This window comes from Streptomyces sp. NPDC001381, from assembly GCF_042895685.1.
Lineage (GTDB): Bacteria > Actinomycetota > Actinomycetes > Streptomycetales > Streptomycetaceae > Streptomyces.
Genome location: NZ_JBIAWO010000006.1, coordinates 149772 through 171123, shown reverse-complemented (window position 1 = coordinate 171123; position 21352 = coordinate 149772). Strand labels below are relative to the sequence as shown.

At 72.0% G+C, this 21352-nt stretch carries 18 protein-coding genes; 9 read left to right on the top strand and 9 right to left on the bottom strand.

What is annotated here, in order from left to right; genetic code table 11:
- Positions 1-2 precede the first annotated feature (2 nt).
- Genes ACFY2L_RS26690 through ACFY2L_RS26680 form a run of 3 tightly spaced genes read right to left on the bottom strand, consistent with a single transcriptional unit; the run spans position 3 to position 4674 of the window.
- Positions 3-2753 (bottom strand): multicopper oxidase domain-containing protein, encoded by a 2751-nt coding sequence (locus tag ACFY2L_RS26690; protein ID WP_390823625.1) that lies wholly within the window; start codon positions 2751-2753, stop codon positions 3-5.
- Positions 2750-3937, bottom strand: coding sequence for a hypothetical protein (locus ACFY2L_RS26685; RefSeq protein ID WP_390823624.1), 1188 nt, complete (start codon positions 3935-3937; stop codon positions 2750-2752). Before ACFY2L_RS26685 ends, ACFY2L_RS26690 begins: the two co-directional genes overlap by 4 nt.
- Positions 3934-4674 carry a helix-turn-helix transcriptional regulator gene (locus ACFY2L_RS26680; RefSeq protein ID WP_390823623.1) on the bottom strand — a complete coding sequence of 247 codons (741 nt, stop codon included), beginning with the start codon at positions 4672-4674 and terminating at the stop codon, positions 3934-3936. The genes ACFY2L_RS26685 and ACFY2L_RS26680 overlap by 4 nt, the downstream gene beginning before the upstream one ends.
- A 73-nt stretch (positions 4675-4747) precedes the next feature.
- Here ACFY2L_RS26680 and ACFY2L_RS26675 point away from each other — a divergent pair, with 73 nt between their 5' ends.
- Complete coding sequence (locus tag ACFY2L_RS26675) at positions 4748-5542, top strand: DUF2249 domain-containing protein (RefSeq protein WP_390823622.1); 795 nt, start codon at positions 4748-4750, stop codon at positions 5540-5542.
- A gap of 315 nt (positions 5543-5857) precedes the next feature.
- Here the strand turns inward: ACFY2L_RS26675 and ACFY2L_RS26670 are convergent, their stop codons facing one another.
- The 4 genes from ACFY2L_RS26670 to ACFY2L_RS26655 all read right to left on the bottom strand — a co-directional run bounded on the left by ACFY2L_RS26670 (position 5858) and on the right by ACFY2L_RS26655 (position 12849).
- Complete coding sequence (locus ACFY2L_RS26670) at positions 5858-7294, bottom strand: oxygenase MpaB family protein (protein WP_390823749.1); 1437 nt, start codon at positions 7292-7294, stop codon at positions 5858-5860.
- Positions 7295-7389: 95 nt separating this feature from the next.
- Positions 7390-8115: a polyprenyl diphosphate synthase gene (gene uppS, locus ACFY2L_RS26665; RefSeq protein ID WP_390823621.1), complete on the bottom strand. Its 726-nt coding sequence runs from the start codon at positions 8113-8115 to the stop codon at positions 7390-7392.
- A gap of 415 nt (positions 8116-8530) precedes the next feature.
- Positions 8531-11761, bottom strand: a complete 3231-nt coding sequence (locus ACFY2L_RS26660) for a hypothetical protein (protein WP_390823620.1) — start codon at positions 11759-11761, stop codon at positions 8531-8533.
- A 197-nt stretch (positions 11762-11958) separates the two neighbouring features.
- Complete coding sequence (locus tag ACFY2L_RS26655) at positions 11959-12849, bottom strand: helix-turn-helix domain-containing protein (RefSeq protein WP_390662134.1); 891 nt, start codon at positions 12847-12849, stop codon at positions 11959-11961.
- Between the two features lie 211 nt (positions 12850-13060).
- On the opposite strand from ACFY2L_RS26655, the gene ACFY2L_RS26650 reads away from it, so the two are divergent.
- Positions 13061-14077, top strand: coding sequence for a zinc-dependent alcohol dehydrogenase family protein (locus tag ACFY2L_RS26650; RefSeq protein ID WP_390823619.1), 1017 nt, complete (start codon positions 13061-13063; stop codon positions 14075-14077).
- 18 nt (positions 14078-14095) lie between these two features.
- Positions 14096-14506: a cupin domain-containing protein gene (locus ACFY2L_RS26645; protein ID WP_390662136.1), complete on the top strand. Its 411-nt coding sequence runs from the start codon at positions 14096-14098 to the stop codon at positions 14504-14506.
- A 115-nt stretch (positions 14507-14621) separates the two neighbouring features.
- Here the strand turns inward: ACFY2L_RS26645 and ACFY2L_RS26640 are convergent, their stop codons facing one another.
- On the bottom strand, positions 14622-16205 hold the full coding sequence (locus ACFY2L_RS26640) for a helix-turn-helix domain-containing protein (protein WP_390823618.1): 1584 nt from the start codon (positions 16203-16205) through the stop codon (positions 14622-14624).
- A gap of 119 nt (positions 16206-16324) precedes the next feature.
- On the opposite strand from ACFY2L_RS26640, the gene ACFY2L_RS26635 reads away from it, so the two are divergent.
- Entirely contained in the window at positions 16325-16498 is a 174-nt protein-coding gene (locus tag ACFY2L_RS26635) for a hypothetical protein (protein ID WP_390662138.1), read from the top strand.
- A 325-nt stretch (positions 16499-16823) separates the two neighbouring features.
- Complete coding sequence (locus tag ACFY2L_RS26630) at positions 16824-17564, top strand: alpha/beta hydrolase (protein WP_390823617.1); 741 nt, start codon at positions 16824-16826, stop codon at positions 17562-17564.
- A 139-nt stretch (positions 17565-17703) separates the two neighbouring features.
- On the opposite strand, the gene ACFY2L_RS26625 is transcribed toward ACFY2L_RS26630, so the two are convergent.
- Positions 17704-18012, bottom strand: a complete 309-nt coding sequence (locus ACFY2L_RS26625; protein ID WP_390662140.1) for a hypothetical protein — start codon at positions 18010-18012, stop codon at positions 17704-17706.
- 177 nt (positions 18013-18189) lie between these two features.
- Here ACFY2L_RS26625 and ACFY2L_RS26620 point away from each other — a divergent pair, with 177 nt between their 5' ends.
- The 4 genes from ACFY2L_RS26620 (at position 18190) to ACFY2L_RS26605 (ending at position 21247) form a co-directional block, all read left to right on the top strand.
- Positions 18190-19023, top strand: coding sequence for a DUF4397 domain-containing protein (locus ACFY2L_RS26620; protein WP_390662141.1), 834 nt, complete (start codon positions 18190-18192; stop codon positions 19021-19023).
- A gap of 103 nt (positions 19024-19126) precedes the next feature.
- Positions 19127-19846 carry a class F sortase gene (locus tag ACFY2L_RS26615; RefSeq protein WP_390823616.1) on the top strand — a complete coding sequence of 240 codons (720 nt, stop codon included), beginning with the start codon at positions 19127-19129 and terminating at the stop codon, positions 19844-19846.
- 47 nt (positions 19847-19893) lie between these two features.
- Entirely contained in the window at positions 19894-20457 is a 564-nt protein-coding gene (locus ACFY2L_RS26610) for a sigma-70 family RNA polymerase sigma factor (protein ID WP_390662143.1), read from the top strand.
- Complete coding sequence (locus tag ACFY2L_RS26605; RefSeq protein ID WP_390823615.1) at positions 20441-21247, top strand: anti-sigma factor domain-containing protein; 807 nt, start codon at positions 20441-20443, stop codon at positions 21245-21247. Before ACFY2L_RS26610 ends, ACFY2L_RS26605 begins: the two co-directional genes overlap by 17 nt.
- Positions 21248-21352: the final 105 nt, after the last annotated feature.

Here is a 21352-nt window from a genome sequence, read left to right as displayed (position 1 = left end):
TTTCACCGCTCACCCACCCGGACGACGCCATGCGCGCCGCGTTCGGCGTCGCTCATGACGTGCGTGACGAAGGGATAGTCGCCTGCCTCCGGGAAGGACAGCTCGACGAACCCGCCCGACGCGGGCGCGAGATCGAGGACCTGCGCGCCCCCGCTCTGCGAGTCTCCCGGCCTGAGTTCGTAGGCACCCTCGCGGAACACCGTGTCGAACTGGCCGCCCACGACATGGAAGGCGCTGGACTGGTTCGGCCCGGCCGCCAGCACCCAGATCCGCACGCGCTCACCGGCCTTGACGGTCAGCGGGTCGTGATCGTACTGGTTGGCATAGCCGTTGAAGGCGACCATGTCGTAGTCCCTGGCGTTCACCTTGGCGGCGTCGGCCGTACCGCCCTGCTTGCCGAGGTAGAACTCCGACTGGACCAGCACGTATTCACGGTCCGCCGGCGACAGGCCGGGCGGGTCGATGATCACCGCGCCGAACATGCCGTTGGCGATGTGCAGGGACATCGGCATGGTCGAACAGTGGTACATCCACACGCCGCTGCGGGTGGCGGTGAACCGGTACGTCAGGGACTCGCCGGGCCTGATCGTGCGCATCGGCCCGTCCGGCGCGAGGGAGCCGGCGTGGAAGTCGACCGAGTGGCCGATCGATCCGTCGTTGACGAGGGTGATCTCGAAGGTGTCGCCGACGCGTCCGCGCAGCACGGGCCCGGGGGCCGTTCCGTCGAAGGTCCACAGCCTCTGCCGTACGCCGGGAGCGACGTCCCTCGTCACCTCCTTCACGGTGATCGTCCGCCTGTGCACCCGGGGCTCGGTCCCGCCCGTGGCAGGCGGGACTCGGGCGTCACGGGCGGTCGCGCCGGCGGCCGGTTCGGCCAGCGGGTCGAACGCGCTCGCGGCGGTGTCGTCCGTGGCTGCGGACGTGCCGCCGCCGCTGTGGTCATGGGTGGCCCCGTCGCCGTCCGCGCCGGAGTCGCCGGGGTCCGAACCGGACCCGGAGGCGCCGGTGACGTGCACGGTGAAGACCATCCCCATCTGCCGGTGCCCGACCATGGAGCACCAGCCCTCCAGGTCCCGGCCGACGACTCCCGCGTCCAGCGTGCCCTTCTCTCCCGGGCTCAGCCGGCCGGTGCGGGCACCGGTCTCCAGCACGAGGTCGTGGGTGTCGGTGCCGGTGTTGCGCAGGGTGATCACCAGGTGGTCTCCGGCGGGCACGTCGACGGAGGACGGCGAGAAGCGCATGCCGCGGATCGTCACCGCGATCCGGGTGGTGCGGCCGGTCGGCGTCACCGCGTCCCCGTCGGCGCCCGTGGCGGCGGACCGCTCGAGGACCGGCAGCGACCGCACGTCCGCCGCCCCGCCGCCCGCGACGGCCAGCATCACGACCGCGAGCCCGAGGGCGACGCCACCGAGCACCCGGAACGGCCGCGCCGGGACCTCGGCCGGAGCCGGGAGGGGCTCTCCCTGCGCCGCCACGGGAGCACCCTGCGCCGCCCTGCGGCGGTCGCGCATCCCCCGTACGACGGTCAGCGCGAGCAGCACCAGGAAGAACAGCAGCATGACCAGCAGCAGCCCGGAGCACGCCACCCGCACCATCGACGGCACCGGCAGCACGCACAGCAGCAGCGCGGCGTTGGTGACGGCCAGCCGGGCCGGCCACGCCCGTTCGAGGCCGGCGGTGGCGGCGCGTACGGCAGCGGGGCCGCCGCCCAGGACCACGGGGACGAGGAAACTCAGCGCACCGAGCAGTACTTGGGCGATCCAGCCGGCGGCGAGCGGCGCGGTCAGCAGCGCCGTGCGCTCTCCCACCGTGATCCAGGAGCCTGTGGAGAGGAGGATGCAGGCCAGGGCGGTCAGCGACCCGGCGAGCCATCCGCATCCCGCGGCCACCGAGCACGCGGCGTAGGAACGCGGCGCCTTGACCCGGGCCTCACGCAGCCAGGGCCGGCCCGCGACGACCAGTCCGGCGGCGTAGACGACCACACCGGGGGCGGCCAGGGGCGGCGGGCCGAGCAGGGTGCCGGCGACGGTGGCACCGAGGCCGGCGAGCAGGACGGGAAGGGCGGCCCGGGCCGCTCGTTCCGCGCCGTCCACCACCCGGGTGCGCAGCATCGTCGGCCACAGGGTGATGAGCGTTCCGGCGACGGTGAGGCCGACCCAGCCGAGCAGGTTGACCGTCTCGTGGGCGAGACGCAGCCGTTCGGGCAGATCACCGGCGAGACCACGGCGAGCCATGACGACCCCGAGCGCGGCACCCACGGGCAGCAGCGCGGAGGCGGCCACGTAGTAGCGCACGGTCATGGAGAACCGGCCCGGCAGCGCCCGGCGCATCAGCCGCAGCAGCCAGACGGCGTGCGCCGTGACCGCCGCGGCGACCAGGCATCCGCCGGCCAGGACGACGTACCACCGCTCGAAGAGCAAACCGCCGATCACGCCGACCGCACCGGCGTTCAGGCAGACCAGGCGCAGTGCGGCCGGGGCACCGCGGTTCGCCTCGGGCAGCCGCAGGACGGAGGCGGCGAAGTGGCCGGACCAGATGACGATCGCGGTGGTGACGGCGCCGAGGAGCAGCACATGGACGAGCAGCCAGAAGGCGTGCGGCAGGAAGTGGTGGGCCGTGCCGACCGCGGCGAAGAGGGCGAGCCAGACGACCACGATCGCGTTCACGCCGAGGTGCCAGGAGGCGCGCGAAGAGCGGCCGGGAGGCTCCGGGGCGGATCCGCTCGCCGTGGAGGGGGACAGGTTCGTGGTCACGGGGTGGTCCTCGTGCCTTCGGACAGGGGTGACGCGGGGGCGGAGACGGAGGCTGAGGGCGTCGCTGACGCGCGCCGTGCGGCGGTGACGGAGGCGGTGGCCGCCGAGACGACGAACAGCAGCACGGCGGCGATGTTGAGCAAGCCGCCGAGCTGCCAGGCGCCTCGGACGCCCCGCAGGTCACCGACGATCACGCGCAGCGACAGCGACAGGTGCAGCAGCCAGGCCGCCGCAGCGAGCGCCGGGTGGTAGGGAAGGGGACGGCGCAGGACAGCGGGCAGGATCACCGGGGCGTGCGCCATGATCATCGACATCACGAAGCCCAGGAACACCGCGTGCACCACCGCGTCGTACCCCGTCCCCTCGGTGACCGGCCCGGTGAGCAGCCAGAGGGCGCCGGCCACACCCAGCCAGGCGTACGCGGCGAGCAGGCATGCCGCGGTGAAACGGGGCAGGCCCGTGGAGCGCAGCAGCCGGCGGGCGACGTCGTGCACGACGAGCCAGGCGACCAGTGCGAGCAGCGCGGAACCGAGCAGCACGCTGCCGATCGCGGGCCACAGCAGGGTGGTGACCACGCCGACGGTGACCGCGCCGACGCAGCCCAGGAACATGTGTTCAGCCGAGGGCACCAGGACGCCGACCCGGGCGAGTTCCAGCCGCTCGCCCGCGATGGTCACCACCAGGAACGCCACCAGCCAGGGCAGGATGCGCGGTACGTCGGTCCCGCCCAGCCACAGCAGCACCGCGCCCAGCGCCGACACGGCGCCCGCTGCCTGAGCGATCAGGGCGACGCTCGGCTGCCGGCGCCAGAAGCGTACGTACAGTGCGACCAGGAGCGCGCATCCGGCGACGAGCAGCAGCCGGGGGACGACCAGGTCCACCGGGCTGAGCAGCAACAAGCCCCCGGCGCCGAGGCAGCCGGGGGCCAGGTACGCCCAGGGGCGGCCGAGGGCGACGGCGCGTTCCAGGGCGACCAGCGTGCCGGCGAAGCCGAGCACCATCAGCACGCCGTGCACCCGCGGGAGCCGGTCGGCGGTGACCGGGGCGGGGAGGCCGAGCAGGCCGAGGGCGGCGTCGAGTCCGGCCAGCAGGCAGAGCCCGGCGGCGAGCAGCAGGGGCGCACGCCGGGCGCCCGCACGCCGGGCGGCGGCCGTGCCGGGGGCGGAGCCGGATGCCGGGGTCACCGGTGCGCCCCGGGTGAGCCGGCCGGGGCCGGGGGCTCGTCGGCGTCCTCGCCGCCGCTTCGCTCGGTCACGCCCAAGTGCAGTCGGCAGGCGCCCGGTTCGGCGAACGGCAGCAGCTCGACCTCCTGCGGTGCCACGCCCAGAGCGGCGAGTGCGGCCCGGGCCAGGCCCTCGTGAACACCGCAGACGACGCCGGGGTGTTCACGCGCCGTCTCGACGAACGGACAGCACGGCAAACGGACGTGGCGTGATTGCGCGTCGGCCTCCGGGGCGAAGCCGATCTCGTCGAGGAGGCCCAGCAGCCGGGTCCGCGCCTCCTTGGGGTCCGCCGTGGGCGTCTGCCCGGCGGTGAGGACGCGCCCCCAGTGCTCACCCGCGGCGAGGGCGTCCCGGCGCGGGTCGGAGCTGGAGCGGGCGATCTGCGCGGCGAGGACGGCGGCGAGCCCGGCGTACTCGCGTGCGGGTGACTCCTGCGGCGGGCGGGCCCGGTAGCGGAAGGCGGGGCGGCCGCGTCCGGAGGGGTTGGACCGTTCACGGACGGCGAGGCCGTCGTCGACCAGGGCGTCCAGATGTTCGCGGACGGTGTTGACGTGCAGGGCGCACACCTGGGCGAGTCCGCTCGCGGTGACGGGAGCGGCCTGGCCGCGCAGGTACTGCAGGACACCGCGGCGCTGCCGGGACAGCGGTACGCGGTTGGTTCCGCTGCCGGGAAGCGGCCCGTTATTTTCCACGGTCATGTCCGTACTATATTGCAGTCATCGGCCCGGACCGAACGGGGACGGGTCGCCGGCTGCTGGAAGGACGCCTCCCATGAGCACGCTCACCATCGCATCGGATCCCCAGGACGCGGCGGCCGCAGAAGCCGTCGAGGCGCATCACACGCAGTTGGCGGGTGAGCTGGCCGGACGGGTCGCGATGCTGGTCGCGGCCGTGGACCGCGACCCCGCGGGGGCCGACGCGGTCCGGGCCGGACTGGTCGACTTCTGCGACCGCGACCTGCTGCCGCACGCGGCCGCCGAGGAGGAGACCCTCTACCCGGTCGCCCACGACCTGCCCGCCGCCCGCCTCCTCGTCGACGGCATGCTCGCCGAGCACCGCAGGCTCACCGCGCTCGTCGACGCACTGCGCACCGCCGGTTCGGCCGTCCAGGCGGCCACGGACGGCCGGGCGCTCCAGGTGCTGTTCGAGGAGCACCTGGAGAAGGAGAACACCCTGGTCCTGCCCCTGCTGGCCGGCGCCCCGGACATCTCCCTCGCCGGACTCCTCGCGGGCATGCACGACATCCTCGGCCACGGCCACGAGCACGCTGGTGCCGACGAGGCGGCCACGACCGGCGGTGGCTGCGGTGGCGCCTGCGGCTGCGGAGGCTCCGAGGAGACGGACGTGCCCGAACTGGACGTACGCGACGTCCCCCACTCGCTGCGGCACGCCACGGTGTTCGGCGCGCTCGCCGCGGTGCCTTCCGGACGCGCCATGGTCCTGGTCGCCCCGCACGACCCCCTGCCCCTGCTGGGCCAGATCGAGGACCGCCACCCGGGCGCGTTCGCGGTGGAGTACCTCGAACGCGGCCCCCAGGCGTGGCGCCTGATGCTCACGCACCACTGACCCTCCGAGGCGAACCGCCCTCGCCGCTGGGGGGACCGGACCCGTCCCGCCCCCGATGCTCGCGGTCCTCCTGCCGACCGCCCACCGAAGCACCCCGGCACGAGGGCCCCGAGAAGGTTCGGCGGGCCGGCGTTCCTGTACGAGGGCAACTTGCAGTCGGGGTGACCGGGGGCGGGCTCATGGTTGGCAGCCTCGGGCAGCGGCAGGCTCCTGCGCTCCTCCTGGCTCAGAAGGGCTTGCGCGGTCCTGGCCCGTCGGCGAGGGCCGGCCCGCCCCCGACCCGTTGCCGTGGTGGGGCGGCGCGGGCGCGGGCGGTCATGCCTGCCCGAGCAGCGGGTCGTAGGGAGTGGTGCGCCGGCGGCCGGTCATGAAGGACAGGAAGTCCTTCATGAACGCGCTGCGTGTGTACGCCGGCTCGGTGCCGGCTGTCTCGCGCTGGAAGGCCGTGTGGAACAGGGCGCGGTATTCGTCTGCGTCGATGCTCTGGTCGCCGTCTTTGTCGGTGGCGTCGAAGAGGACTTCGGCGACTCTGATCAAAGCGGGTCCGGCCAGGGAGGGAACGGCGGCGGCGTACTCCTGGGCGCTGATGCGGCCGTCGCCGTCGCTGTCGAGGGCGGTCTGCAGTTCCCGCCACCAGTCGGCGAAGGCGTTGTAGAGCCTGGTCTCCTCGGGTTCGTCCAGGTCGAGGCGGCTGGACAGCTCGCGGGCCATGGCGGCGAGGTCGGGCCAGTCCAGGTGTCCGTCGCCGGTCTGGTCCAGCACCTCTGCGAAGAACCGTTGCGCGCTGCGCTGTGTCCCGTCTTCCGGTACGGGCTCCGGTTCCGGGGGGAGCGGGGAGATGAGCCGGATGAGGGCACCGGCCCGGTTCATCGTGTCGCGCATGGCGGTGATCGCGCGCGCTCGCGGGTCGTCGCTGTCGGGGGAGAGGGACAGCAGGTCGGTGATGGCGTCGGCCTGGATCCAGCCGTCCGGCAGGAGGCGAGCCAGACCGACGGCCAGATAGGCGCCCTGCATCAGGGTCTGCGCACCGGGCAGTTCCGGCAGACCTGCCCGTCGGCGGAACGGCTCGGGCAAGGACGCCACGGTGACAGCGCCGATCACGGGGCCGGCGACCGCCCGGCCGGCCGCCCACAGAGTGGGCAGGCCGTTCAGCAGGGGCGGGGCCGGGAGGTGGTCGAAGAGTCTGTAGAGGATGATGCGCATCGCCTCCGTGTTCTCGAGCTCCTCCTCCACCACCCGGTCGTAGTAGCGCCAGAAGTCGGGCAAGGAGGGCGGCAGATGGCCGGCCTCGTCGCCCATGGCCGCGAGGAATGCCTGGAACTCCGCGTACAGCCGCTCCATGACCTCCTGTTCCAGGGGCTGTCCGCTCAGCCGGCACATGGTGACGGCGCTCTCGAACAGCGTCGCCACCACCCAGGCACGCACGTCGGGGGCCATCGCGTCGTAGGGACGCCCTTGCGGGTCGGTGCCGTTCAGCCGTGCGTGCAAGCGGTTCAGTCGGGCCGCCTCCCGTTGCCGGACGTGATCGTCCGGGCCGAACATGCGCTGCATGCTCACCAAGGTGTTGCGCAGTCGGCGCCACGGGTGCGCCACGAAAGTGGAGTTGTCGATCAGGGCGCCGCCGATCTGCGGGTGGGCCGCCTCCAGGACGGTCGCCCGGAGCATGGCCAGCGCCCAGCGCGGATCGTTGAAGAACTCGTGGAACTGCGAGCCGGGTCCGAACACCGGTGCTGTCCTGCCTTCGGCGTCCAGATGCTCAGAACTTCCCTTGCGTTCCGTCCCGTCCGCCTCGGTACCGGCACGGGCCTCGGTACCGGTGTTGGCGCGGCAGCCGCCGTCTGCGTGGGTCAAGGTCGGCGTTCTCCGTTCTGGTGGGGCAGCACGCCGCCGAAGCGGCGATCACGTTGCTGAAAGGTGTGCAGGCACTCGAGGAAGTGCGCTGCCCGGAAATCGGGCCAGAGCACCGGCGGGAACACCCATTCGGCATAGGCGACCTGCCAGAGCATGAAGTTGGAGATGCGCTGCTCCCCGGACGTCCTGATGACCAGATCGACGTCAGGGGTGTCGGGGAAGGGCAGGTGGGCGGCGAAGCTCTTCTCGTCCACGGCGTCGGCCGGCACCCCACTGCGGATCAGTGACCGTGCGGCCTCGACGATGTCCCTGCGCCCACCATGGTCGAAGGCGACAGTCAGCGTCATGCCCCGGTTGCCGCCGGTCAAGGTCATCAGGTCGGCGAAATCCCGGGCCAGTGACGCGGGCACCCGCGGATCGGTCACACCGAGGAAGCGGCAGCGGATTCCGCGCGCGTGCAGCAGCGGGGCGTGCTTGCGCACCACACGCCGCACCAGCCGCATGAGGAAGTCCACCTCGGCGTTCGGGCGGCGCCAGTTCTCGGTGGAGAACGCGTACAAGCTCAGCCATCCGACACCGGCCGAACGAGCCGCCTCGATGACGTCGATCACCGCCGTTTCCGCGGCGCGGTGGCCCGACGTCCGCGGCAGCGACCGCTGCGCGGCCCACCGCCCGTTGCCGTCCATCACGCACGCGACGTGACGGGGCAACCCGCGCGGCACAGCGCCGCCCGGACCTGATGAGGTGTAACTTCCGACAGTTCGCCGTTGTGTCACATCCGCCCCCCGCACAGACCGTGACGTCCCCGCCGAGGTGGGACAAGGCCCGGGCGGGGCCCTTCACACCGTCGAAGGCGACTGCTCTCTCTTCGAACGCGGCTTCGTGATCGGCGACGACGCCGTTCGTCGTGCTAATCCGCTCGCTCTTCAGCGTGCCGGTTCACGTCTTCGCAGGCAGTGCCTGTGGTGACCTTTCACCCTTGGCGCGCCTGTCCGAGCCGGTCCCTCCGTGTGATGCGCTGCTTCAAACGAGGCATGACCTCATCGGGGCGCCTCTCTCGGCCACAGGCACACCGCCGTCAGCGCAGACATCGAGGCGGCGGCGCCGGCAGGCGGCCCGGCCGAGCTCCGGGCCTCGTCAGGGAACACGTCCGGGACGGCTCCGGGCGGAAACCCCGCCCGGGCCGCCCCGAGGCATGACGGTCCAGAAGCGGGCACTGTCCCCGGCCGTTGCGGCCAGCGTGCTTCCGTCCTCGCTGAGCGCCAGGTAGTCGATGTCCGAGACATGGCCGGTGAGATCCGCGACCCTCGTCCCTCGTCCGGTCCCCTGGACCACGCCCGTGTCCCACACGCGTACCTCGTTGTCCCGGACGGCCGCGAGACGGGTGCCGTCGCCACTCAACGCGATCGGATAGGAGTGGTCCTGGAGACGGATGTCTGACCGCCCGGACTCGTCGATGGTGGGGACGTCGTCCGCGTCGGCGGCACTCGCGAGGTCCCACCGTCTGACGAGGACACCGCCTGATCCGAGGTCGACCGGGCCGCACACGGTCAGCCGCGTACCGTCCTCGTTCAGCCCGATCTGCCGTCCGAAGTCCTCGTCGTCCAGCCACGCCAGGGCAACGGGAGCCTCTTCGACGACGTCCCAGACCAGCAGGCAGCGTCTGCCCTCGAGGGCCAGGCGCGTGCCGTCACCGCTGAGAGTGATGGACTGATCCATGTCCCACTCACAGCGGTGACTCCTGTCCTGGTAGCCGTGGAGGCGGACCGACTTCGGGTGTCCCAGTTGCCTGCCGGTGACGGCGTCCCACACACGGATCGTGCCCCCCTGGTAGGCCACGATCCGGCCGGCAGCCGTCTCCGTGATGCTCAACAGTCCTTCCGTCGAAGGCAGTTGCGGGCGGTGCCGCAATCCCGCCGGCGCCCCCGTCCCGGCGTTCCAGCGGGTGATCTCCCCGCTGGAGACGGTGAGCGCGGTCGAGCCGTCCGGGCTGAGCACCATGCCGTCGATGTCACCGGTGATCGAGGTCGCCTGCGAGGTGTCGCTGGGCAGGGCCTTGCCCAGAATCAGGCACAGTGCCACGACGGCCACCGCGACCGTCACGGTCAGCCGACGCCGCCGCCGGCCGACGACGCCCGGATCGGGCGGCTCACGGTCCTCGGCGAGCGACCGGCTCGCCAGCCGTTCCTGGAGGCGGACATGCCTGAACTGATAGGTCCCACCGGACTGGCGCAGCAACTGCCGCCGCCGCGCATCGGCGAGAAAGGCCATCAGATGCCACGGAAGCCGGCGCTGCGCCGCGAGAACCAGACGTGTCAGCAGGAACCGCGGCCAGGCCCTCGTCAGCAGGACGAGCAGGGCGAGAACCGTTCCGGCTCCGCCCAGGCAGATCGTCACGAGCAGGCCGCCGCCGAGGTCGTCGACTGCCAGGCCGGTGAAGGCAGCGGCGAGGATCGGCTCGTGGGACCAACCGGTGGCCACCGCCACGATGACGGAGTCCGCCAGCACGACGATCGCCAGCAGGGGGAACGCGGAGAGCGACAGCACCGTTCCGGCACACAGCGCCGCGGTCAAGGACGACTTGCGGTCCTGGACGAGGAAGTCCAGTGGGTCGGCCCGGATCGAGCGTTCGGGGGGCGCGTCGAGCCAGTTGTGCACGGCCAGTGCCAGACCGACCGACGAGGCGACCGCCACCAGCGTGGTGATCCCGGCGAAGTAGCCCCATACCTCGTCGGCCGACCACCCGGTGTCGATCGAGGTGGTCACGGCCGCCGCGGCCATCAGGGGCACGGCGGGAATCGCGGTCAGCGCGAGCCCGGTGGCATATCCGCGGCGCAGTCGGCCCAGGGATCCGCGTACGGCGAACGACAGCCGGCCGGGGGGACGTTCGGGGGCCGCGAACCAGATGAACATCGCCAGGACGGCGAAGCCGCCTCCGGTGCCGGCACCGACGGCCAGAACGTCTTCGGTCGTGGTCGTGAGCATGAGGGCGGCCACGGCGCACGCCCCGAGCAGCACGATCATCCCCAGCCCGATACCGATGGCAGGTCCGGCCCAGCGGGACAGCAGGCGGCCGCTCATCAGCCACCAGGCGAGGTCGCGTTCGCGGTACTGGTGCAGGTACCTGGCCAGGTACGTGAGCCAGCGCTCGGCCTCATCGGCCCGCACTCGCCAGTCGGGCCCGGCGCTGGACAGGTCGCCCGGTGCCTGTCGGGGCGCGTACGCCGCGACGATCACCCGGTCGACGAGGTGGTCCTCCACCTCGTGTCGACTGGCGTGGTCCAGAAGAGCGGCCGGGGCCTCGGGGCAGTGCTGGTAGACGGTCCGGGCCAGGGACAGCATCAGCGGGGTCGACAGCGCTGTGGACACGGCGCTGTCGGGCTCCGACTCCAGACGCTCGTAGACCTCGCTCCAGTCGGTCGCCTCCGGCCAGTCGACGGCACTCAGGTAGGCGCGAGCGTCCGGCGCGGGAACCGGCCGGACTTCCACCACCGGCGCCCGGCGCAGGACCGGCGCGCCGCCCGCGATCACGTCCTCGTACTCCGCCGACCGACAGGTCACGACCACCCCCCGCCCGTCACCGCAAGCGATGTTGATGCCGCGGACCGCGCTGCGGCGCGCCGACTCGGGCATCTCGTCCAAGCCGTCGAGCACCGGCAGCAGCAGGCGTCGGCCGAGCAGACGGCGGGGGACCTCGGGACGGCCGTTGTAGTAGGACGTGGCGAGCGACTGCACGATCCAGTCGTCCAGCGACTCGCTCACCGGGTCCCAGCTCGACACCGACAGCAGAACGGGTACCGCGACACCGCTCTCGCGGCTTTCCAGAAGGCCGAGCACGAGCATGATGGCCAGCACGGTCTTGCCGGCTCCGGGCTCGCCGAGCACCACGAGACGTCCGCTGGGGATCTGGCGGTATCCGTCACCCAGCCGGCGAATCGCCTCGTCGAAGCTGCCGTGGAGGCGCCCCTCGAGGGCCTGGGACCGGATCCGGGTGCCGCTGGAACCGGCGATGGAGTTCGGGGTGTCGGCGACTGACCGCTCGGTGGCGGACCACACCAGGGGGATCACCGACGGGTCCCGCAGTCTGCGGGCCCCCACCTCGTCGTCCCACTGGCCCTGGAGCGTCTCCGCGAGGATGTCCGCCAGTTCTCTCTCGCTCGCCGGAGGCGGCGGTTGCAGGAACGGGACCAACGCGAGGGCCAGCCCCGCCACGGAGACGGCCAGTCCGGCCACGCCCGTGATCTGACCTGCGGTGTCGCTGCTGGAAACACCTATCCAGGCGAAGACCCCCAGGGACAGCACACCGAGCAGAACGAGCAGGACCTTGCCGACGCGCTGTCGCCGCGCGTGTTCGGGAAGACGTATCACCCAGAGGATTCTGACGGTCACGCAAGCCGACATCTGCCGCTATGGAAAAGCTGAGCTGTATGAATGCCGTCTTTTCGTGAATTGCCGAATGCGGGGGAGACAGGTGGTAGAGCTTCGGCATCGTCGCCGTCTGTACGGTCACGGCGCCGGCATACGTGTCGGCTCCTCCCGCCCGTGAGCCGATGCCGCTGGTGGTGTCAGCCGGCTCCCCGCTCCGCCGGGGACCCGGCGTCCTGAGTGGCGGCCCAGGAGGCGAGCAGCCGCAGTCCCTCCTCCGAGGCCGAGCCGGGCTCGGCGGTGTAGACGGTGAGCGTGAGACCGGGTTCGGCGGCCATCTCCAGGCCTTCGTAGGCGAGCGTGAGTTCGCCGACGGCCTGGTGGCGGAACCGCTTGGTCCCGGTGCCGTGGTGGCGGACGTCGTGAGCGCCCCAGCGGGTGCGGAAGTCGTCGCTCCGGGTGGACAGCTCGCCGACGAGGTCGTGCAGGTCCTTGTCATGAGGGTCGCGGCCGGCCTCGGTGCGCAGGATGGCGACGGCGACATCGGCGACCTGCTCCCAGTCGGGGTAGAAACGGCGCGACGCGGGGTCGAGGAAGGTGAAGCGGGCCAGGTTCGCCTGGTTGTGGGACGTGGCGTAGACGTCGTCGTAGAAGACGCGGGCGAGCCGGTTCGTGGCGAGCAGGTCCATACGGCCGTTGCGGACGAAGGCGGGGCCGGCGGTGACGGCGTCCAGCACCCACTGCAGGCTCCGGTGCGGAGTCCACGCCCGCCGGCTGGTGCTGCGGCGGGGCCGGGTGAGGGCGTCGGAGCCGTCTGCCGCGTGGGCCAGGTTCAGCAGGTGGGCGCGCTCGGCGTCGTCGAGCTGGAGGGCACGGGCGACCGCTTCCAGGACGGCCGGGGAGACGCCGGCGAGGTGGCCGCGCTCCAGCTTGGCGTAGTACTCCACGCTGACGTCGGCCAGCGCGGCGACCTCGCTGCGGCGCAGGCCGGGCACCCGGCGTCGGCTGCCCGACGGCAGGCCCGCCCGCTCGGGGGTGATCTTCGCTCGTCGCGAGGTGAGGAACTCGCGGACCTCTGCTTGGTTGTCCACGCCTTCGACGGTACGTCCCACCCGCCGCAGTAGGGATGTACTGGCGGTACACCCCTTGACGGTGTCTCGCTACCCCTGCGAAGAGCGGGTTACCTGGATGACATGGTGCTTACCGCCCGGCCTGCACGCCCGGCGTGCACCTGGCCCTGCACCCGGCGACGGCCCCGGACCTCCGGTGCCCCACGCCTCGGCACGCAAAGGAACTTCTGTCATGCGCGGCGCAGTGATCCACGCCCCCGGCGACATCCGCTTCGAGACCCTCGACGACCCCAAGATCCTCAACCCGACCGACGCCGTCATCCGCACGGCCGTGACCTGCGTGTGCGGCTCCGACCTGTGGCCCTACCGCGGCCTGGAGCCGACGGACGAGCCGCACCCGATGGGACACGAGTACGTCGGCTTCGTCGAGGAGGTCGGCAGCGAGGTCACCTCGGTCAGGCCGGGCCAGTTCGTGATCGGCTCCTTCGCCACCTCGGACAACACCTGCGCCAACTGCGAGAACGGCTTCCAGTCGCACTGCCTGCACCGCGAGTTCATGTCCACCTGCCAGGCCGACTACGTGCGCATCCCCAACGCCCAGGGCACCCTGGTCGCCACCGACCATGTCCCGGGCGAGGAACTCTGGCCGAGCCTGCTGGCCGTCTCCGACGTCATGGGCACCGGCTGGTGGGCCGCGGACGCCGCCGAGGTGAAGCCCGGCTCGACCGCCGTGGTGGTCGGGGACGGCGCGGTCGGCCTGTGCGCGGTGATCGCCGCCGAGGCGATGGGTGCGGAGCGGATCATCGTCATGTCCCGCCACGCCTCCCGGCAGCGGCTGGCCCGAGAGTTCGGCGCCACCGACATCGTCACCGAGCGGGGAGACGAAGGCGTCGAGCGCATCAAGGAGCTGACCGGCGGGATCGGTGCCGGCAGTGTGCTGGAGTGCGTCGGCACCGCCCAGGCCATGCAGCAGGCCCTGCGCTCCGCCCGGCCCGGCGGCAACGTCGGCTTCGTCGGCGTCCCCCACGACGTCGCCGTGGACGGACAGGAACTGTTCTTCTCCCACGTCGGCCTGCGCGGCGGCCCCGCCCCCGTACGCCGCTACCTGCCCGACCTCGTCGACCGCGTCCTGACCGGCGCCATCGACCCGGGCAGGGTCTTCGACCTCACCCTGCCCCTGCACCAGGTCGCCGAGGGCTACAGGGCCATGGACGAGCGCCGCGCCATCAAGGCCCTCCTCAAGCCCTGACCACCACAAGGAGTAACCGTGCAGATCACCCGCAGCTCGATCGCCACCGTCAAGGGCCCCGCCGACTGGTTCACCGGCGACGTCTACATCGACGCCGTCGCCGCAGCTCCGGCCCCGTCCCGGGTCACCGCGGCCCTCGTCCACTTCATGCCCGGCGCCCGCACCCACTGGCACCGCCACCCGCTGGGCCAGACCGTCTTCGTCACCGAGGGAATCGGTCTCTGCCAGCGCCGCGGCGGACCGGTCGAGGTCGTCCGGCCCGGTGACCGCGTCCTGTTCGAGGCCGACGAGGAGCACTGGCACGGCGCCGCGCCCGACCGGCTGATGGTCCACGTGGCCATCAACGAAGGGGACGCCGACCACGACGTCGTGCGGTGGCTGACCCCCGTCACCGACGAGGAGTACGCCGTCGCCCCGGCCACCGACTGACTCCCACGCCGGGCCGCATCCCCACCCCGGCGCCCCCACGTCGGGCAAGCTGCCCCTCGTCGAGTGGGTGCTCGCCGCCGGGCCGTGCACCCCGGAAGTGCGCCCGGTCACGGCATCAGGCGTCCAGGACGTCCTCGCCGCGGTAGTAGCGGACGGCGCTGGGATAGTCGGTGTGTTCCTCGTACAGCAGTACCCGTCCCTTCAGGGCGCTCACCTGCCAGGAGGGTCCGAGGCCGCGCGCGAGGATCCGGAAAGCCGCGTCGGCTCTCAGCGGCCCCGGAGGAACCTCCGTCAACGCCGCATCGGCGTGCCCGCGTGCCAAGGTGTACCGGAAGACGTAGGGAAGCCGCGCTTTGACGTGGCCGGCGAAGTCCCTGACGGACCACACCCGCTGGCGCCCGTCGTCGTGCAGGACCCAGCCCAGGTCGATCGGGTGGACCATGTCGAAGTGCAGGGCGCTGAGCTGTGTCCGGTCCCGGTTGCGGCCCGCCTCCCGGGAGCCGAATCCGTTCCGGTTCCAGGGGAGTTCGATCCCGCGCTCATCCCGCAGGTGCTTCAGGACGAGCAGTTCGGGCGCGACCGCGGACAGATCGTCCTCGACGTAGACGGACGTGAAGTACATCTCCTCGGGCAAGAGGTGCTCGCGGCCCAGGATCTTCATCCGGGCGTCCTCGAGTTGTCGCGGCAGGGAGTGGTCGGCCTTCCCCAGATAGACGGGTTCATCCGCCCGGTCGGGAGCCCTGCGGATCAGCTGGAAGATCCCCGGCCCGGGGGCCAGCATCCGTACGTCCGCCTCGGTCAGCGGCACGGCTGCCTGCTCGTCCAGGGTCTGCGCGAGACGGGCGCCCAGCGCCGCGGTGATGCCGAGGTGGAAGCTGACGCCGTCACCGTTCGTGGTCCTCGTGGCCCCCGTGGCCATGAAGACGTCCCGGTGCCCTGCGGCGCCCGCGCGCGCGAGGTCGTCGCCGGGCTCCCCGGCCCCCGCCGCGTGCTCCTCGGCCTGGGCCTCTGCCGTCTCCAACCGCTGTTCCAGGACGGCGCACCGCTCCTCGGCGTCCCGGGCGCGGCCCTCGGCGTCCGCCAGCTCTGCCGACAATCGGGTGAGCGTCGCCTGGAGGGCATCCCGCTCGGCCTGTACGGAGGCGAAGTCGGCTGTCCACTGGGCCAGTTCGGCCCGGTGTGCGAGCCGGTCGGCCGCACCGGCGTGCTCCAGCTGCCGCAGCCGCACCTGCTGTTCCCGCAGCCGCTCGTGCGCGCTGCGGACCATCTCGCGCAGGAGCTCGGTCTCCTGCTGCAGATGTCGGCTCTCCCGGTCGGCGGCCGCCAGCTCGTCCCGCAGGTCCTGAAGGGCGGCGCTCTGCGGACTCGTGGCGCGCAGGGCACTGCGGTGCAGCCTGCGCACCAGGTCCCGGGCCGCCGGCGTCAGTTCACTGCTCGTCTCCCGGTCGCCGTCGTCGATGAGCTGCTCCACGAACTCCGCGGGCGGCACGAGCACACCGCTGAAGTAGCGCGAGAGCGTGGAGCGGTCCCAGGAGACACGGACCGCGTAACGGCTGAGGCTCACGCCCAGACGCTGGGCCAGATCGCGTAACGCCAGGGCGAGTTCGTAGCGCTCGGCCCCGACGTGAGCCCGGTCGACGTCCCTCTGGAAGACCATCGAGCGCGGCCGGTACGGACCCGGCAGTTCCCCCTGTGACATCCGTTCCCTTCCCTCGAACTCCGTGCCGTTGCGCGAAGTCGCAATGGTTTGCGCGTGCCGCAACACCTGGTCGCCTTCCATGATCGGTGCAGCCGTACCGGACCGACCGAGGGACCCCCATGACCACAACGACCGCGCTGCTCGTGCTGATGTTCGCGGTGCTCGCCGCACTGCTCGGCGGGGGCCTGTTCCACCTCGTTCACACCCGCCCACGCCTGGCCGTCCCCCTCACCGTCGCCCTGGCCGGCATGACCCTGCTGGTGACCTGCGCAGTCGGCATCATCGCCCGGTGACTCCGCGAGGGCCGAAGCCCCCGGCACGCAGGGCGGCGACGAGTCCGGGGCGGGCGGTGCGCAGGGGGTCTCCTCCCTCTCGCGGGCCGGCAAGGGCGACGACAGCACAGCCATCCCCCACCCCCGCAGCCGGTATGGCAACTGCCGCGGCCCTGGACCGGACTGGCGGACCACGGCGGCCGCTGCTACCTTCGCCGAGGCCGTGCGAGAGAACGAGGAGGTGGTACCCGTGAACGTTTCGACATGGGTGCTCCCCTCCGGGGTCACGGTCGGGCGATAGGTCGTCCGGGAGCGCCGTTCCAGCGCACTCCCGAAAGGCACGACCATGCCCCTTCACTTCACTTCCGGACAACGCCTCGACGACGGCGTCCTCGAACGCGAATTCACCCTCGGCGACATCCCCGGCATCCTGTGGACGCCCGCATCCGCACCCGCACCGGCGCCGCTGATCCTGCTCGGCCATCCCCCGCTCGGACTGCGCACGATGTACCCCCGGCTCGTGGCGCGGGCCCGACACGCCGCGGCGGACGGCTTCGCCGCGGCCACCATCGAGCTTCCGGGGAGCGGTGACCGCCCCCGCTGGGCCGCCGCCGAGCAGGCCCGAGCCGGCCTGCGCCGGGCTGTGGAAGCCGGCGAGCCGGTCGGTGACGAGATCATCGACGCCCTCATCCTCCCGCTCGTCGACAAAGCGGTCCCGGAATGGCAGGCCGCCCTCGACGCCCTCCTGCCGCTGCCCGAGATCGGCGGCCCGGTCGGGTACTCCGGGGGAGTGATCTCCATCGGCGTTCGCCTTGCGGCGGTGGAGCCACGCATCGTGGCCGCCGGCTTCTTCGCCGGGAGCTTCGTGCCTCGCGCCATGTTCGAGGAGGCCCGCCAGGTCACCATTCCGCTGCACGTCCTGCTGCAGTGGGACGACGAAGGCAACGACCGGCAGGCGGCCCTGGACCTGTTCGACGCCTTCGGCTCCCAGGAGAAGTCCCTGCACGCCCACATGGGCGGGCACACCGGCGTCCCGCAGTTCGCGGGGGAGGCCGCGGCCCAGTTCTTCACCCGGCACCTGAGGTGAGGCCGGGCCGCCACGCGGCCGGCCGACGGTAGGACATGAACCGTTGATGCGGTGGGCCCCTGCCGGCTCGGCAGGGGCCCACCGCCCGAAGCCGTGCGGTGTCAGCCTGATCTTGCTGGATCCGGACGCGTGGCGGCGCTCAGCAGCGCAGGCCGACGATGCCCCAGCCGCGGCGCTCCGCCTCCGTGACCACCTCTCCCCAGTCGGTGAGCAGGTACGCGAACGATTCGAAGGTCGTGATCCAGCCGCTGGAATCCGCGGCATGCCGGGTGAACGGCATGCGCAGACTCTCCAGGTGCGGTGCCGCCCGCTGCCACCATCCCGCGATCAAGAGATCATCGCTGTACGCCTCTCCGGAGGCGGCATCGGTCAGCAGCGTCTCCCGGTCGCCGGGCGCCGCCTCCGCCCGCGGCCAGTCCACGATCAGGACCTCGATCCCCAAACCCATCACGCCAGCGCAGGGCACGCAGGGCCCTGACCAGGCGCGTTCCAGCCCCAGAGCCGGCGCGCCCCGAGTCGAGCGGGAGCCCGAGAAGAATTTTCGGCGGCGGGTGAAACCAACCCCGCCCAGGTGGCGGAATGCGTCCTCACAGATGCGAGACAGACTCGATCGAAGGGAACCGCCATGACCGCACGAGCCGCGGGTGCCGCCCTTGCCGCCGGTGTCGCCGTCGTTGTGTCCGTCGCCGCCGCCGCTCCTGCGCTCGCCCAGCCGAACGCCACGGGCGAGCAGGCCACCGTCTCCGTACTGCACGCCGTACCGGGCCTGACGGTCGACGTGTACGCGGGGAACGACGAACTGATCCCGGACTTCGAGCCGGGCACGCTCACCGACCCGATGAAGCTGGACGCGGGCTCCTACGACATCAAGATCTTCAAGGACGGTGAGGGGCCCGACGGAACGCCCGCCGTCGAGAAGACGGTCGACGTGCCGGCCGGCGCGAACGCCACCCTCGTCGCCCACCTGACGGCGGACGGCAAGCCCGCGCTGGACACCTTCGTCAACGACATGGCGAAGGTGCCGGCCGGAAAGGCCCGGCTGACCGTGCGCCACGTCGCCGCGGCACCCGCCGTCGACGTCCGCGCCGACGGAACACCCGTGTTCAAGGGCCTGGTCAACCCCAAGGAAGCCAAGGGCGAGGTGGCGGCCGGGACGGTCAGCGCCGACGTGGTACTCGCCGGCACCGACACCGTGGCGATCGGCCCGGCCGACCTGAACCTGGCCGAGGGCACGAACACCGTCGTGTACGCCTGGGGCAGCGCCGCGGACAAGAACCTGGCGCTCAAGACCCAGACCCTGACCGGCATGCACTCCGCACCGGCGGGCGCGGACGCCGGCGAGAGCGGACGGGCCGCCGCGCACAACGCGAGCCTGCCGCTGGGCGCGCTGTCTCTGGGCGCCGTGTCCTTCCTGGGGGCAGCCGGTCTGCTGTACCGGCTGCGCACGACCGCGCGCTGAGCCCCTCCGGACGCGTCCGCGGCTCAGACCCTGCCCCTGACGTGGTGTGCCGCGAGGGCGACGGCGGCACACCACGTCCCCACCGGTGAAGAGGAACCACCGCATGAACTGGCTCAGCTCTCGCTCCGCGCTGCTGATCGGTCTCACCGTCGCGCTCTGCGGGCTCGCCGCGTCCGTGGTCCTCGTGGTGCGTGCCGGCTCCGCCGGCGTGCGCGCCGACGCCGAAGATTTCGGCACCGAGCCGGTCACGAGCGCCGCCCCCGGTGCTCCCGCGGCGGCGTCCCCGGCCCCCACCGGTCCGACGGCGTCCGGCGCGGCCCCGGCCCCCGCAGGCGCCGGGGAGTACGGCTCGCCGGCCACACCTGTGTCCCTTCCCGCCCCGACGCGGCTGAGCCTGCCGCGCCTGGATCTGCGCGCCGCCGTCGATCCGGTGGGCGTCACCGACGACGGCCGCGTCGCCATACCGGAAGACCCGCGCCGCGTGGGCTGGTACCGCTACTCGCCGCAGCCGGGTGCACCCGCTGGGTCGTCCGTGATCGTCGGCCACGTCGATTCCGACGATCGCGGCCTCGGAGTCCTCGTCGCCCTCAACGACGTGCGCCAGGGCGACCGGGTGACGGTCGAGCGGGCGGACGGCAGCCGCGTGGACTACCGCGTCGTCTCCCGCCGTACCGTCGCCAAACAGGCGCTGGCGGCGTCCGGTGCCTTCCGCACGGACGGCCCGGCCGCCCTGACACTGATCACCTGCACGGGCCCCTACCTGCCGGACGACGGTGGCTACCAGAACAATCTCGTCGTGACGGCCGTGGAGGCGGCGAAGTGACCTCGGCATGGGGCGGCTCGCAGGTTCTGGCCGCTAGTGTGTCCCGTGTGACCTCCGTCTCCGACGAGCACCTCGGCCACGGTTTCGCAGACGGCGATGAAGCGTGCCTCAACGAGGCCTACCGCCGCTGGGGAGCCTTGGTGTTCACGGTGGCGGCCCGCAAGCTGGGCGACGCCGAGGAGGCCAAGGACGTCGCACAGCAGGTGTTCGTCGGGGCCTGGCGCGGCCGTGAGGGGTACGATCCACGACGTGGGTCACTGAAGACCTGGCTCATGGGCATCACGCACAAGAAGGTGGCCGACGCCCTGACGCGGCGGTCGCGGCAGCTGCGCGACGTCGAGGCAGTGGGCATCGTGTCCACGCCCGACCACGACCGGCAGCAGATTTCCCCGTCGGACTCCGTCGTGGACTACGTTCTGCTGACGGACGAGCTGGAGAGACTTTCCAAAGAGCAACAGATGGTGCTCCGACTGGCCTTCTACGAAGATCTCACCCAAGCGCAGATCGCCGAACGGACCGGGCTGCCGCTGGGCACGGTCAAGACCCACACCCGGCGCGGGCTCATGCGCCTGAAGAACAGGCTGGAGGTGGACGGTGAAGCACGCGGATGACGAGACGCTGGCGCTGATGGCGATCGGAGACGTACCCTCCCCGTCCGCCGAGGAGCACCTGCGTCACTGCGCTCGCTGCACGGAGGAACTCGAGGCACTGCGCCGCGTGGTCGCCACGGTCAAGACGCCCCTGCCTCATGACGACGACCTGATGGCCCCGCCCGACGACCTGTGGGAGGCCATCGCCGGAGAACTCGACCTGGCCTCCCACACCACCGGGGCGACCGGCGCAAGCGCGCCCGGACAAGGTCCGGCGAGCCTCCGGCCGCCGCCCACCGGACACCACGCCCCGTCGGCCACGACGGACGCCGCGGACCCGGGGACGCCGGTGCGCTCCCTGCCGAGGCCCCGCCGTCTCGCCCGCTTCACCGTCATGCTCGCCGCATGCGCCGCGCTCCTGGGCGCCGGCGCGGGCAGCGCGGTCACCTGGTGGGTCACCCAGGACAACACCTCCAGCACCTCCGCCGAGGACGGCAGACGGCTCGACTCCCTCCAGCCCCGCTCGGCCGGGTACGCCCGGCTCGACGGCAGCAGCGATCACCGCACCCTCGACATCACCGTCAAGGGGCTGCCGAAGACCCAGGGCTACTTCGAGGTCTGGCTGATGGACCGCTCCCACAGCAAACTCGTCTCGATGGGTGTCCTCGGCCCGGACGGCCACGCCGTGCTGCCGGTGCCCGACAACATCGACCTCGAGGAGTACTCGGTGGTCGACGTCTCCGTCCAGCCGTACAACGGCAAGCCGGACCACTCCGGGGACAGTGTCGTCAGGGGCCCCTACGCGGGCTGACCACTCCGAGCACCGGCGAGGATCTCGGCCTTGACGCATCCGTAACGGGCCTGCCCACACCGGTGGTTGGGGCATTGACTTCGTCAACGGGTGTTGGTTGAGTGG

Excerpts from the sequence above, each read along its gene's own strand:
- ACFY2L_RS26680 (WP_390823623.1), bottom strand. The coding sequence starts at position 4,674 with ATGACCGTGGAAAATAACGGGCCGCTTCCCGGCAGCGGAACCAACCGC.
- ACFY2L_RS26675 (WP_390823622.1), top strand. The coding sequence starts at position 4,748 with ATGAGCACGCTCACCATCGCATCGGATCCCCAGGACGCGGCGGCCGCA.
- ACFY2L_RS26650 (WP_390823619.1), top strand. The coding sequence starts at position 13,061 with ATGCGCGGCGCAGTGATCCACGCCCCCGGCGACATCCGCTTCGAGACC.
- ACFY2L_RS26640 (WP_390823618.1), bottom strand. The coding sequence starts at position 16,205 with ATGTCACAGGGGGAACTGCCGGGTCCGTACCGGCCGCGCTCGATGGTC.
- ACFY2L_RS26635 (WP_390662138.1), top strand. The coding sequence starts at position 16,325 with ATGACCACAACGACCGCGCTGCTCGTGCTGATGTTCGCGGTGCTCGCC.
- ACFY2L_RS26630 (WP_390823617.1), top strand. The coding sequence starts at position 16,824 with ATGCCCCTTCACTTCACTTCCGGACAACGCCTCGACGACGGCGTCCTC.
- ACFY2L_RS26625 (WP_390662140.1), bottom strand. The coding sequence starts at position 18,012 with ATGGGTTTGGGGATCGAGGTCCTGATCGTGGACTGGCCGCGGGCGGAG.
- ACFY2L_RS26620 (WP_390662141.1), top strand. The coding sequence starts at position 18,190 with ATGACCGCACGAGCCGCGGGTGCCGCCCTTGCCGCCGGTGTCGCCGTC.
- ACFY2L_RS26615 (WP_390823616.1), top strand. The coding sequence starts at position 19,127 with ATGAACTGGCTCAGCTCTCGCTCCGCGCTGCTGATCGGTCTCACCGTC.